8 protein-coding genes are annotated in these 14,035 nt (G+C 54.3%); 7 read left to right on the top strand and 1 reads right to left on the bottom strand.

The annotated features are described in order from the left end of the window. Positions 1–392: 392 nt before the first annotated feature. From PUV47_RS16600 to PUV47_RS16580, 5 genes are all read left to right on the top strand, one after another. Positions 393–3,740 (top strand): M10 family metallopeptidase C-terminal domain-containing protein, encoded by a 3,348-nt coding sequence (locus PUV47_RS16600; RefSeq protein ID WP_274219706.1) that lies wholly within the window; start codon positions 393–395, stop codon positions 3,738–3,740. A gap of 75 nt (positions 3,741–3,815) precedes the next feature. Continuing rightward, positions 3,816–4,214, top strand: a complete 399-nt coding sequence (locus tag PUV47_RS16595) for a hypothetical protein (protein ID WP_274219705.1) — start codon at positions 3,816–3,818, stop codon at positions 4,212–4,214. A gap of 330 nt (positions 4,215–4,544) precedes the next feature. Continuing rightward, entirely contained in the window at positions 4,545–5,648 is a 1,104-nt protein-coding gene (locus PUV47_RS16590; RefSeq protein WP_274219704.1) for an efflux RND transporter periplasmic adaptor subunit, read from the top strand. Between the two features lie 11 nt (positions 5,649–5,659). Continuing rightward, positions 5,660–8,731, top strand: coding sequence for an efflux RND transporter permease subunit (locus PUV47_RS16585; protein WP_274219703.1), 3,072 nt, complete (start codon positions 5,660–5,662; stop codon positions 8,729–8,731). Next, positions 8,728–10,410 (top strand): alpha/beta hydrolase, encoded by a 1,683-nt coding sequence (locus tag PUV47_RS16580; RefSeq protein ID WP_274219702.1) that lies wholly within the window; start codon positions 8,728–8,730, stop codon positions 10,408–10,410. The genes PUV47_RS16585 and PUV47_RS16580 overlap by 4 nt, the downstream gene beginning before the upstream one ends. A 261-nt stretch (positions 10,411–10,671) precedes the next feature. On the opposite strand, the gene PUV47_RS16575 is transcribed toward PUV47_RS16580, so the two are convergent. After that, complete coding sequence (locus PUV47_RS16575) at positions 10,672–11,157, bottom strand: substrate-binding domain-containing protein (protein WP_274219701.1); 486 nt, start codon at positions 11,155–11,157, stop codon at positions 10,672–10,674. Positions 11,158–11,747: 590 nt separating this feature from the next. Here PUV47_RS16575 and PUV47_RS16570 point away from each other — a divergent pair. Next, positions 11,748–12,266, top strand: coding sequence for an invasion associated locus B family protein (locus PUV47_RS16570; RefSeq protein WP_274219700.1), 519 nt, complete (start codon positions 11,748–11,750; stop codon positions 12,264–12,266). A 17-nt stretch (positions 12,267–12,283) separates the two neighbouring features. Continuing rightward, the gene (locus PUV47_RS16565) at positions 12,284–14,035 is read left to right on the top strand and encodes a ShlB/FhaC/HecB family hemolysin secretion/activation protein (protein WP_274219699.1); all 1,752 of its coding nucleotides are present in this window, start codon (positions 12,284–12,286) and stop codon (positions 14,033–14,035) included.

The raw sequence follows: 14,035 nt of genomic DNA, 5'->3' as shown, positions 1-14,035 counted from the left end.
ATTTTTGCAAAACAATTACGCAATAATATGACATGCACTCATATTAAATCTTCAATTATGAAGCTATGATTAAGTAAGATTCGAAGATTTATTTGGTTGAAATTGAGAGAGTTCAGCCAAGAGAAGTCTCGGGGGCGCAAAAATGTATGATTTTCCAAAGAATGACATAGCAGCGGAGGATGGTTGCTTTTTGGATTTATCTTCATGGCGTCCTACGGGCCATTCTAGACTTTCCTTTGCATCCTCAAGCTAGATCCAAACTACTCATCTTCCAGAAAAATCCCCGACAAACATTTCTAACTTAGCGCCCGCAAGCGCTGAGCCAGCACGGGGAGACTGCATCTCAATCATCCTGTTTCTACAGCCGAGCTTTGCTTAAAAGGGGGACAAAAATGTCAAGCCAAAGCCAGTCTAGTGACCAATGGTGGGTCAACGACCAAACACCCGACAATCCATACGGCAAGAGTGAGGACTACGAGGCCTACCTTGACTATCTGGGGGCACTCCCACGAAGCCTGACACCGGAGATCGCCGCGCAAACGCTCGTCATCAACGTCAGCGAGCTGAACGATCATCCGGACTACAAAGCCGCTGCCATTGGCGCACTGAACATGTGGTCCGCAGTGACCCCATTGACGTTTGAGATCGTCGACGACGTGCCTTTCGATCCCGAAACACAATGGATGGAAATTGTCAGCCCAGAGTTTGGCGAAGCGAATGACGGCAGTGCGTATTCAAGCAATCGCTTCATCAGCGTGGGCCAACGTTTCCACGACACGGAGCCGAACAAGACCGACTTGGGTGGTTATGTCTTTGACACCTTCATCCACGAGCTGGGTCACGAGTTTGGCCTCAATCACCCCGGACTTTACAATTACAGCGGCCCCGGCGGGGTGCAGATCAACTATCTGAACAACGCAACATGGACCTATGATCGCCAGCAATACTCCGTCATGTCCTACTTCGATGGGATTGATGTGGGCGAAACCAGCCGTTGGTCTGCGACAACACCGCTTATGGCAGACATCGAAGCCACAATCCGGCGCTTCTTCTCCGAAGTTGATGAAAATGGCACGCGCACCTTCGAGCAGATCGACCTCAACACCGGCAACAACACATACGGTTTCAACAGCACCGAATACGGTTACGAGCTGACGTCTTCGGGCATGCAGCATGACATCGGTTTCACCATCCATGACACCGGCGGCATCGACACTATCGACTTTTCTGGTTCCACGGCTGGCACCATTCTGGATCTGCGTGCAGGCCAGTTCTCCAGCGTGAATGGCCATAGCAACAACGTTTCGATCTTCGCCGGTCACAACGAAGACCAGAGCGAATACTATATCGAAAACGGCATTGGCAGCGCCTACGATGACATCCTCATCGGCAACGATGGCAACAACACCCTGGATGGGCGCGGCGGCGCAGACAAAATGGCAGGCGGCAAGGGGGACGACATCTATTTCGTCGACTCTGCCGATGACCTTGTTCGTGAAGAAGCCGATGGCGGCTTTGACACCATTATCGTCCTCAACAAAGACATTGACCTTGGTGAGGTAGCCAATGTCGAGAACATCATCTACGTAGACGGCACGCCCGTTCCCCCTGCCACTGACGCAGACGACAACGATACAGGCACCGGCACCCCGAGCGATGCGCTCTCAAACCTCATTTTTGGCGACGACGGCAACAACACACTCAATGGCGGAGCGGGTGGCGACACTATCTTCGGGTTGGATGGTGACGATCTCATCATTGGTGGCCGAGATTCCCTTGCCAGCCGTGACATCAACAACACCATCGCGTTTGAGGACCTGGAGGACCAGACGGAAAGTGACGATGGCGACGATGTTCTTTACGGCGGGCGCGGCAACGACACCATCTTCGGCGGAGCCGGTGACGACATTCTGGATGGCGGCGACGGCGATGATACCTTGATGGGTCAGGACGGCGTTGATGTCTTCCGCGGTGGCGACGGCGTGGACACCGTTGACTACAGCCACGAAAGTCCGTTCCAGCTTCTGGTAAACCTTGCAACCAATGTGGCGAGCGGCGGCACGGCCTCCGGGGACACCTTCTACAGCATCGAAAACCTTATTGGTTCCGATGACCGCATTGATCGCTTCATCGGCACAGATGATGCCAACCATTTCTGGGGTCGCGGTGGCGGCGATGTCTTCAACGGTGGCGGTGGAGATGACATTCTCGACGGCGGCCGGGATGGCGACCTGCTCTATGGGGACGAAGGAAACGACATCCTCATCGGTGGCTCGGGCCAAGACTACATGAATGGCGGTGAGGGCATCGACACGGTCGATTACTCTGGAAGCAATGATGGGGTAACCGTGGATCTTGCCAATGGCACAGCCAGCGGCGGCGACGCCGATGGGCCTGTGCAGATTGTAGGGCGTGGCACCACCATCAAGCACGACATCATCGTGGACGTGGAAAATGTGGTGGGATCGTTCTTTGACGACCACTTGATCGGCAACGACGAAACTAACGTTCTGTCAGGTGGCCACGGGAATGACATCCTCACCGGCGGGGCAGGCGCTGATGTGCTGAAAGGCGGCGCGGGCAGTGACACCGCGGACTATTCCGATGCAACCAGTGGTGTAAACCTCAACCTGGCTAGAGGACAGTCCGAAGGCGACACCTACGAGTCCATCGAGAACCTGTCTGGCTCCGGTTTCAATGATCGGATGAAAGGCGATCGCTCCGCCAACACTCTGATCGGGCAAGGTGGAAATGACGTCCTGAAAGGCGGCGGCGGAGATGACATCCTGTTGGGCGACTTCTCGGATCAGGCTGGCTCTGTTCCACGTCCGGGCCTTGGCACAGGCTATGTCACTCTGGGAGCAGATGCGACCAACAACTCGATTGCCACGGCGTTCGACATCTCCAACAACTTCTCGCTCGCAGAGGACCCGGATATCTTTGACTCCACAACCGTGCTTCACACCACGGTCAATGCGACCGGTAACGGTCAGGGTGGCTATTACAGCATTTCGCTGGCCGAAGGCACGATCGTCAGCATTGATGTGGACGGGATTGCCGATCCGAATGTGCATGACAGCTGGATCCGTGTTCTGGATGCTGAGGGCAACATCATCGCCCAGAACGACGACGGCGGCGGAGACCCAGGCTCAACCAGCAACCGAGATTCCAGCAGTGTCTTCGTTGTCGAAGAAACAGGCACTTACTTCATTGTGCAGGGTGCCTGGTCGCCCGACGCACCGGGCAGTGGCTGGTCTGAGGCTGTGCCTGAAGGATCAACCTACAAGCTGAACGTCTCTGTTGAGTTCCCGCCTGAACCAGTGCAACCCGGCGAAGCTGGAAACGACCGGCTCTTCGGCGGCAAGGGCAACGATCTGCTCGACGGCGGTTTGGGTGCCGACTTCCTCGTCGGGGGTAAAGGAGAAGATACGTTCCGTTTCTCCACTGAACTCGGCGCGGACAACATTGATCGGATCAAGGACTTCAACGTGGAAGACGATGTCATCATGCTCGACAGTGACATCTTCTCCGAACTGGGTGGCAAGGGGCAACTTGACCTCATGGCGTTCCACAAGAGCGCTGCGGGCGTCAGCCAGGACGCGAATGATCGTATCATCTACGACACCGATAGCGGTGCCTTGTTCTATGATGCGGATGGGTCTGGTGATGGTGAGGCAATCCAGTTTGCCACGCTGAAGTCCGGCCTTGACTTGTCAGCCGACCATTTCACTATCTTTTAACACCACTTTGGAAGGGGAGCCTCATGCTTCCCTTCCAGCCTCTATTGATGTTTCGAAAACAGAAAGGGAAGTCAGATGAAAGCCCGGTTTTCCCGATTGTTCGCCAGTCTTCTCTTTTCAGGTCTTGTTTCGATTGGCCAACCGGTGAACGCACAAACTCAAAAAATCAGCGGTACGATCTCCTTTGCAGATCAGGAACTTATCCCCGAAGGCAGCCTCAAGCTCTACCTCAAGAGCACCGCGCGGCCTGACAGCAAAACTGAGCTTGAAACAGAAACCCCACTGGAAAGCAGGGGCAAAACAGGGACGTTGGCCTTTGTTGCCAATCTTCCCGAGGCTCTGGAGCCCACCGCGCCCTTTCAACTCATCGCGCGCTTGGAACGCGCCGACGGCTGGTTGCTGGCCCGTGGAGCTGCTTCGCTGAAAAAACCTGATATGCCGCAGGAAATTACCCTTTACACGGTCATGTACTAAGACCTTCGTTGAGTACTGGCCATCTACCTGCAGCGATGCGGGTGCGAGCCAAGCCGCTCCTTAAGAGAACATCACGCTTCCAATCAGCACCCTCCGCGGCCCCCTGAACAAGATCAGTTTTAGGGGGCTTTTTGCGTTATGCCATTAAAATGACCTTAACGGACGCTGCGTAAACTCTCCGACAGCATGTGTAGCCAAACAACAACAAGAACATAGGCCCCCGCTATTCCCTAGCACAGGCTGAAGCAGTACAGACAGGCCGAGTTTCCGAAAGCTGACCGGAAAATCTGCCCACGGTTCCCATCTCATCTGACAGTGGAGAAACAAGGCATGTTTCGATGGATCGCCGGTATGCTGGTGATTGCTCTTCTGGCATTCGGAACGGTCATCGGTTTCAACTACTATGTTGCCGAAAAGACCAAAGAGGCCTTGGCGAATGCGCCTGAACCAACATTTCCAGTTTCCGTCCAAAAGCTGGAACCCAAGGTATGGCCCCAGACCATTCAAGTGGTTGGCTTTGTAGAGGCGAACCAAGGCGTCTACGTGTCATCCGAGGTATCGGGCACCGTTACCGATATCAACTTTGAAAATGGCGATACCGTTAAGGCTGGAGATGTTCTGGTCTCACTGGACAGTTCCGTGCAGCGCGCAGAGTTGAAAGTTCAAGAGGTACAGCTCCCCTCCGTTGAAGCCAACTACAACCGACAACTCACTCTCTTTCGCGATCAAACAGTCTCCGAGAAAGCCATGCAGGACGCTCAGTCCAATTTCGAAGCGCTCAAGGCGCGCATTGGCACCTTGCAGACAGAAATTGCCCAACGAGAAATTAAGGCGCCGTTCAGTGGCAAGTTAGGCATACGCAGCATCGATCTTGGCCAGTACGTCCACGCGGGCGACAACTTTGTGCGCCTTGAAGACCTCTCAGTCATGCGTGTGCGTTTCAGCATTGAGCAGGCAGACCTAAGCAAAATTTCTCTGGGCCAAGAGGTCAACCTTACAGTTGTGAGTTACCCAGGCCGTGTCTACGTGGGCAAGATCAACGCCATTGAACCCATTGTCAGCGGCAGCACCGGTCTGGTTACGGTTCAGGCCACGGTCCCAAATGATGACCGCTCCTTGCGCGGCGGCATGTTTGCCAGTGTTCAAGTTCGAGAAAAGGATCTGGACAAGCAGTTTGTGGTGCCGCAGACAGCAATCGTTTTTGCGCTCTATGGGGACTCTGTGTTTGTTCAGGAGACCAACGAAGACAAACCCCGCGCTCGCCAAGTGACCATCAAAGTCTTGCAGCGCAACGGCAGCGACGCTCTTGTGACAGGAGACCTGAAGTTTGGCGACGCCGTCGTAACCTCGGGTGCGCAAAACCTTTCAAACAATGCCGCGATCAAGGTCGTTCCAGACAGGGTCACCCCACCAGCCACGATGCCTAGGCTCTAGGAGGGTCGTCGATGCGCTTTACGGATATCTTCATCAAACGTCCCGTGATGGCGGCGTCACTCAGCATGTTGCTGTTCATCTTCGGCCTGAATTCAATAAGCAGCATTGATGTCCGCCAGTTCCCAAAGATGACCAACACGGTAATCACGGTGACGACACCCTACCCCGGTGCGGACCCCGCTCTGGTGGAAGGGGCCATAACCCAACAGCTGGAGCAGGCACTGGCGCAGGTGGACCGGCTGGACTTCATGACCTCGTCAAGCGAACTGGGCACGTCCACCATCACGCTGAACATGTTGCTCGACACAAATCCGGAAGAGGCCCTTGCTGATGCATTGGCTCAAATCAATTCCGTCACCAATGATTTGCCCGATGCGGCCTATAACCCGTCGATCACCTCTTCTACGGGTTCAACAACAGCACTCATGTACATCTCGTTCTACAGTGATACGCTCAACCCGAGCCAAATCACTGACTACATTGAGCGCGTGGTCAGCCCCCAGCTCGCGACAGTTGAGGGTGTTTCCAACATCACCTATCAGGGCGGGGCTCCTTTTGCGCTGCGGATCTGGCCCATCCCTGAAAAGCTTGGGCAGTATGACATCTCCACGCAGGAGCTGGTCACCATTTTACAGCAGAACAACTTCCAGTCTGCCATTGGCGAGTTCAACAGCTACTTCACCGTTCTTGAGAGCAACATCAACAGTCAGGTCATTGATGTAGAAGGCCTAAAAAAACTTGTGATCAAGTCCGACAACGGTGACCTTGTAAGACTGCAGGATGTGGCGGAAGTTTCACTGGATGGCAGCAACGACGATACCCGCGCCATAGCAAACGGCCGTCAGGCCGTTATCATCGGCATCAACATTTCACCAACCGGCAACCCACTTACCGTGGCGCAGGGGCTTCGTTCTGTCTACACGGTCATCAAAAACGGCATGCCGCCCTCCATAAACTCGGAGATTGTCTATGACTCTTCGATCGCCATCGAAGACTCCATCCGGGAGGTCGTGACCACGCTCGGAGAGGCAGCAGTTATCGTGATTGTGGTCATCATGCTGTTCATGGCCTCGTTTCGATCCGTCATTATTCCCATCGTCACCATCCCGCTTTCGCTAATTGGCGTCATAGCCCTAATGCAGGCGGTGGGTTTCACATTGAACCTGATGACACTGCTCGCAATGGTTCTCGCCATTGGCCTCGTGGTTGACGACGCCATCGTGGTCGTTGAGAACGTAGACCGCCATATCAACAACGGCTCCAAGCCCTTCAAGGCAGCGATTGAGGCAACCCGCGAGATCGCCATACCGGTCATTTCCATGACCATCACGCTTGCTGCAGTTTACACGCCTATAGCCCTCATGGGCGGCATCACTGGTGCCCTGTTCAAGGAGTTTGCCCTCACTCTGGCCGGATCAGTGGTTATCTCAGGCTTCATAGCGCTGACACTCTCACCAATGATGTGCTCCAAGCTAATGAAGGAAAAGGGGAAAGCGAGCAGGTTCCAACGTATCGTTGATGGGCTGCTGCACAAAATCACGAGCAACTATCACACCGCACTTCTTGCAGTTTTCAATCACAGGCGGATTGTCCTGTGCTTTGCCTTCATTGTGATCGTGTCATTGCCGGTAATTTTTTCGTTCTTGCCCGCGCAACTCGCACCTGACGAAGACCAAGGCGTTGTTCTCGTAATGGGAACCGCGCCATCTACAGCCAACAACGACTATATTGAAGCCAACATGGCACTGCTCGCCGACATAATTGGCAAGCGTCCCGAGGCCTCAGCATCTCTCGCCTTGATTGGCATTCCAACCACCACGCAAGGGATTGGCATTGGGCCACTCATTCCGTGGAGCGAGCGTGAACTCAGCCAAAAAGAAATTTCCAACATCGTGTCCAAAGAGGCGAAAGACTTGCCGGGCATCAATGCCTCGGCCTTCCAGCTGCCTGCCTTACCCGGCTCCTCCGCCGGGCTACCTGTTCAGTTTGTCATAACCAGCCCAACAGATTTTGAAAGTTTGTACAGCGTGGGCTCTGCCATTTTGGAGAAGGCCAAAGCAAGTCCGTTGTTTCTGTTCGCGGATGTGGACCTGAAGTACGATTCCGGCACGGCCAATCTTGTCATCAACCGCGACGCCGCTGGTGCCTACGGTGTCACCGCTCAAGCGATTGGCAATACGCTCGGCAGTCTCATGGGCGGAGGCTACATCAACCGCGTCAATATTGACGGCCGCTCCTATGAGGTAATCCCAGAGGCCGAACGCCGGTTTCGAGCAACACCTGATCAACTCAGCCAATTCTATGTAACGGCCCAGGATGGCAGCGCCATACCGATGTCCAGTCTGGTCTCCCATGAGGTGCAGACCCAGCCCAAGTCTCTGCCGCATTACAATCAGCTGAACTCCATCACAATCTCAGCAGTACCTGCACCGAATGTTGCCATGAGCGATGCCATCAGCTTCTTCGAAACACAAGCGCGAGAAACTTTGCCGCGCGGTTTCAACTATGCATTCATGGGAGAATCCCGGCAGTTTGTTGAGGAAGGCAACGCACTTTATGTGACACTCGCGCTGGCACTGGCGGTAATCTTCCTCGTGCTCGCCAGTCAGTTTGAAAGCCTGCGAGACCCACTGGTGATCATGTTTACGGTGCCCATGGCCATCAGCGGGGCTCTAATCGCTCTCGGCTGGACCCATGTGTCAGGCCTTACTTCACTTAACATCTACTCGCAGGTGGGCTTGATTACGCTGGTGGGGCTTATCTCAAAACACGGCATCCTCATGTGCGAAATGGCAAAGAATGAGCAGATCGAAAAAGGTTCTTCCAAAACCGAAGCGATCATTGAAGCGGCACGAATCCGGCTGCGCCCCATTCTCATGACTGTTGCCGCCATGATTGCAGGGCTTATCCCGCTGCTTTATGCAACTGGTGCAGGTGCAGTTTCGCGCTACAACATTGGCCTTGTGATTGTCGCGGGCCTTTCCATCGGCACCTTGTTCACACTCTTTGTATTGCCCGTGATGTACAGCTACATTTCAGCGGGTCACACAAAAGGGGAGAACGCCATGGAGGACACGCCATGAAACGAGGAGCCGTGTCTTGGGCCTTTGGCAAGTTCAGTGTTCCTTGCTTGTTGCTTGGCTTGGTCTTCTTTGCAGCCTCCTTGACGCCATCTCTCATTCCACGAGGCCCGCTTGAACAAGGCATACTGGGCGGACTGGTCACCGCGCTCGGCTATCTTATCGGCCAGATCATTGCGCTTCTTTGGAAAGCTGCGGATATGCCCCGCCTAAAAGGCAGGCTGGCCAGAGTTTTGGTCTTGTGCCTCGGGATTGGTGTTGTTGCGTTTTTTCTATGGATACTGAGTTCCAGCCTCGAATGGCAAAACGAACTGCGCCAAAAGATGGGCATGGAACCGGCAGAAGCTCTGCACCTATCGAGCATCATGATCGCCGCCGCCGTAACGTTCGCAATTGCTTATTTTTCCGGTCGCCTCGTTGCAACGCTGTTCCGTCTGGTGCGCGCGTGGTTTTATCGGGTCATGCCCCCTAGACGAGCAAATGTGCTCGGCGTCATCGCCGTTGTGATGATCTTGTTTGTTGCAACCCGCGATGGACTCCTCGATGTGATCGTGACAGCGCTGGACGAAAGCTACGAGGCGGCACAGGCCTTGTTTGACGATGCGCCGCCTCGGCCTGACGACCCAAGAATGACCGGAAGCGCTGCTTCTTTGATCGACTGGGAGGCCATCGGCGAACCGGGACGAAACTTTATAACAACGGGGCCCGATTCAGCAGCGATTTCGGCGTTTACAGGCAGGCCAGCGCTTGACCCGATCCGTGTCTATGTGGGCCGTGCAAATGGAGAGACCGCGAAGGAACGCGCGGAACTGGCGTTGGCTGAACTCAAGCGTTTGGGTGCCTTTGAGCGCGAGGTTCTGATTATCGCAAGCCCTACGGGGACTGGCTGGATGGATCCGGGCGCGCACGACCCGGTCGAATACATGCACAATGGCGATATTGCCACTGTTAGCGCTCAGTACTCCTATCTCCAGTCTCCCCTTGCGCTGATCCTGGAAACCCAAACCGGACTGGAGCAAGCAACAGCGTTGCAAGATGCGGTGCATGGATACTGGAAGACGCTTCCGGAAAACGAACGGCCGCGTCTTTATGTGCACGGACTAAGCCTTGGAGCTTGGTCCTCAATGTACGCCACCAACATTTTCAGGTTCATGGATGACCCGATAGATGGGGCGTTTTGGGCCGGTCCTCCATTCCCGTCCGCATTCTGGAACTACATCCAGAACCGCCGCAACCCTGGCAGCCCCTTTGTATCGCCAAGCATTGGGGAGGGGAGGATTGTGCGCTACGCCTCACATACCCAAGATGGTTCCAAGGCGCCTGACGCATGGGGCAATATGCGCATCGTCTTCTTGCAGTATTCAAGCGATCCAATTGTCTTTTATGATCCCGCCTCGCTGTGGCGGGCACCGCCATGGATGAACGATCCGCCTGCAGAAGACATGTCAGAGCATCTGTTATTCATGCCCGTGGTAACGCAGTTCCAGCTGGCGTTGGACATGGCGCTGTCCTTCGGATCGCCGCCCGGGCACGGCCATGCCTATTATGCGCAAGACTACATTGGTCCTTGGGTTCAGGTAACAGATCCGGCGAACTGGACGGCGGAGGACACAAAGAGGCTGAAAGCCCATTGCAACATCGGCTTCCAGTTCGGCTGCCGCAATGACCTGAAAGAAGACTGATCACACCCCAGGCATCGGCGGAAAGTCGGAGGTGTCTGCGCCAAACGTTACATTGTCGGCTCACGGATGAGCAGGCAGAAAAACAACGGATCTGTCGGAACGCTTGTCCCCTGAACTTAAGAGCAGCTCTGGCACTCCGGCCTAAAAACCTCGCGGGCTCTCCGCATTCGCAGTCGCTGTTTGGATGTGATCGACTTTCAATGCCTCCTGGTGCTTGTCACAGGTAGCAAGGGACACAGCGGGGTTGATACCTGTGAGCCTTTACCCCGCTGTTGAGCCGCGCTGCACGAGCGTCACACCCGTGATAACCTCATGGGGCGGGGCCTCTGGCGTTTCCAACCGGTCGAGGAGCAGGCGCATGGTAACCTCGCTCAGCTCCTCTCGGCTCTGAGCGATGGTGGTCAGATCATAGGCCTTCCAGCTCGACTGCGGAATGTCGTCATATCCAACCACCTTCAAATCTTCTGGCACTTTCACATTGTGATCGAAGCGAAGGCCGTCGAGAAACCCCAGCGCCATGTAGTCCGCGACGCAGAAAACACCGTCAATGCCTGATGCTGCCTCCGCGAACGCATGCGCCGCTGCCAGCCCGCCAGCATAAGACTGTCCACCTGCTTCAAGCTTCAAAACGTCCCAGCCCTCGGCCTTTGCCAAAGTTTCAAAGGCAAGGGCTCTGCCCAGAACCGTGTAGGAAGCGCGTTTTGGGACGACAACCGCCAGTCCTGAAAGAGCCGTTGCAATAGGCATGATCGCGACTGCCGCAAGCGCCTTATGTACGTCCCATGCATTCGCAATTCGGACGGCGTAAAGAGCACCTGATTGGTGCAGCAGAAAACGCTGCCACTGACTACACATATGATGATCAATAGGACAAACAGTTTTCGCCCAGCCAGAGCATTCGTTTGCGAAGAGCAGCAACAGGAAACCTCTCGGGGCACTGTTGTAACGCGATGTCCAGAAAAACGCTTGATCCAGACACAGCCCTGATTGCACGCGAACGCAGCCACACCGGCACTTGCATTGACACCCGCCACAGCAAACCAAAAAACCTTTTGTCCAGAATAACGTGGTTCTATTTCACTAAAGGCAGAAACGTCAATCACAATCCAACAAAATATGCACACGCCATATTGATGATTATATTTAACCAATATGGCAATTATGGCAAAATATGTTGGCTATTTTTTCAAATTATCCCGATTTTCACTTGATCAAATTAAATTAGATTACTTTTTACTATTTGATTTAATTTCTTTACAAAACAACATTTGACTTTGGGATAGCAAGAGGTGTTTTTCGTCTGATCTCAGGGCATCTTTAGGTCAGAGGAAAGTCAAATGTATCACTGGCTCGGTATAGCAATAGCATTATTTGCAACCGTAGGATGCGCATACGCTCAAGAGCAACCAAGTTCTCGCATTGAAACTTATTCGGACTGGACAGTGCGGTGCATTCCTTTTGGGGAAGAAAAGCCACCACAATGCCAACTACTTCAAGAGCTTTCCAACAAGCAAAGTGGCCAACGCATCCTCGCTTTCATTGTTGAAAGGGGTAACGACGAGAATTTGACGGGCACCCTTCTCATGCCATTTGGGCTGGACTTGCAAAAGGGTATCGAGGGCACCATTGACTCTGATCAGGCCCTTCAGAAAACGCATTTCAGCACATGCTTGCCCTCTGGGTGTTTGGCTTCTCTAGACATAGACGATGACTTGGAGCAGGGCCTGCGACGCGGCACGGCATTACAACTTTCTGTTTGGTCAATCTCTGCTGCACAAAGGGTCGAAATAGAACTGTCCCTGAAGGGGTTCACCGCGGCGCTCAACCGCCTCAATTCTCTTTTGGAAAAACAATAAGTCCCATGCTGCATAGAGTGTCACTTTGCAACGCGCTGACGGGTGCTGCATGGACGGTTCTGATTGTGGCCACTGGTCTCATGTGTACAACCGGCACCGCATCCTCTCAGACCATTCCTGAACAAATTCTGCGTGACCAGCAACAAATCCAGATCCGTGAACAAGAGCAGAGGCGACTTGAGCAACGGCGCTATCTGGAACGCCCGCAACAAACAACAGGCTCAAGCGTTGAGCAATTGCAGTTGGCGCCCCGGCTTGACGCAGCCTGCTTCGACATCCAGGAAATTGTGCTTGTTGGCGATTTGACAGTTCCAACTGGGCAGGTAACCAGCAAGCTCGAAAGTCTTGCCGGACAATGTCTGACGCCGGTCGATCTGCAGAACATTCTTCGAGCCGTGACAAATTATTATGTGGGCAAGGGCTACATAACCACCCGCGCTTATCTGAAGCCGCAGAACATATCGCAGGGACGCTTTGAAGTTCTCGTCATTGAAGGCAATGTTGACGGTGTAACCCACCTTCTCAACGACGAGCCGCGCCACAATACCGAGCAGATATTTGGCAAACGCAAAGGCCAGATCCTCAACCTGCGGGATTTCGAACAAGGGCTGGATCAGATCAATCGGCTCGGCTCCAAACAAGCCAAGATCCGCATAGAGCCCGGACAACACGTCGGCACCAGTCACGTCTTCATTGATGTTAGGGATACTTACAGTGTCGACGCCTCGGCATCCCTATCCAATGAGGGGTCCCAATCCACCGGGCGCCATCAACTATCCAGTTCCTTCACCATGGAAGACACCCTTGGGTACTATGAGAGCGTAACCCTTACAGCCAAGACCTCTCTTGATGAGCTGGAGAACGACGTGTTCTCTCGCTCGGTAAACGGATACGTCTCAGTCCCTTGGCGTTACACTCTGTTCAGCTTGAGTGGGTCCTATCAGGAGTACCAATCGGAACTGTCATCCCCAAGCCGGGTCTTTCACTACAACGGCAGTAGTTGGGAAGCCCGCGCCGCGATGGAACAGACGGTTTTCCGTAACAAGAACTGGATCTGGAAGACGGGCACCGGCCTCACTCTCAAGGAAAACGCCAACTACATTGAAGACCTCTACATTGACGCGTCAAGCCAACGGCTAGCAATTGCCGAACTCTACGGCTCCCTGAGTGGCCGCGTACTTTCCGGCGCAGCAAATGCTCGAGTGACCTTCAAGCAGGGACTGAACGCATTCGCAGCCCAGCAAGACCCAAACATCATCGGGCAGGCCCCAAGCGCCCAGTTTTCGGAAGTAGAGCTGGAAGCGACGTGGCGACGTGGTTGGGCGACCAGGTTTGGCGCGGTTTCATTTGCAACAAACGGCTTTGTCTCAGCCTCCAACCATACCCTGTTTTCCAGCGAACGCGTCAGCCTGGGCAGTTCCAGCACGGTGAGAGGCTTTCGAGATGACAGCCTGTCTGGAGATGTGGGCGGCTACCTGCGCACAGAGGTTTCCTGGCAACCTTCACTTGACGGCGTTCTAAGCGATTTTTCTGCCGTGATCGGCCAACCCCAGGTGTTTGCTGCAGTGGATGCGGGGCGCATAGCCAATGACGGAGCAGACCCCAATGAGGGCGGCAGCATGGCTGGGGCCGCGGTTGGACTCAGGTTTGGCGGCGGCGCTCTTTCAGGGCAGATCGTTTACGAGCGCCCTCTTCATCACCCTCAATTCATTTCAGTAAATCAGCGCGGCTTCATCCGGGCGCAGGTGCGTTTGCGGGCGCAGTTCTAG

Origin of the sequence: Pseudovibrio exalbescens (assembly GCF_028737195.1) — a bacterium.
Taxonomy (GTDB): Bacteria; Pseudomonadota; Alphaproteobacteria; order Rhizobiales; family Stappiaceae; genus Pseudovibrio; species Pseudovibrio zosterae.
The sequence above is the reverse complement of the archived record's forward strand: the minus strand, read 5'-3'. Positions and strand labels throughout refer to the sequence as shown.

Excerpts from the sequence above, each read along its gene's own strand:
- PUV47_RS16600 (WP_274219706.1), top strand. The coding sequence starts at position 393 with ATGTCAAGCCAAAGCCAGTCTAGTGACCAATGGTGGGTCAACGACCAA.
- PUV47_RS16595 (WP_274219705.1), top strand. The coding sequence starts at position 3,816 with ATGAAAGCCCGGTTTTCCCGATTGTTCGCCAGTCTTCTCTTTTCAGGT.
- PUV47_RS16590 (WP_274219704.1), top strand. The coding sequence starts at position 4,545 with ATGTTTCGATGGATCGCCGGTATGCTGGTGATTGCTCTTCTGGCATTC.
- PUV47_RS16585 (WP_274219703.1), top strand. The coding sequence starts at position 5,660 with ATGCGCTTTACGGATATCTTCATCAAACGTCCCGTGATGGCGGCGTCA.
- PUV47_RS16580 (WP_274219702.1), top strand. The coding sequence starts at position 8,728 with ATGAAACGAGGAGCCGTGTCTTGGGCCTTTGGCAAGTTCAGTGTTCCT.
- PUV47_RS16575 (WP_274219701.1), bottom strand. The coding sequence starts at position 11,157 with ATGCCTATTGCAACGGCTCTTTCAGGACTGGCGGTTGTCGTCCCAAAA.
- PUV47_RS16570 (WP_274219700.1), top strand. The coding sequence starts at position 11,748 with ATGTATCACTGGCTCGGTATAGCAATAGCATTATTTGCAACCGTAGGA.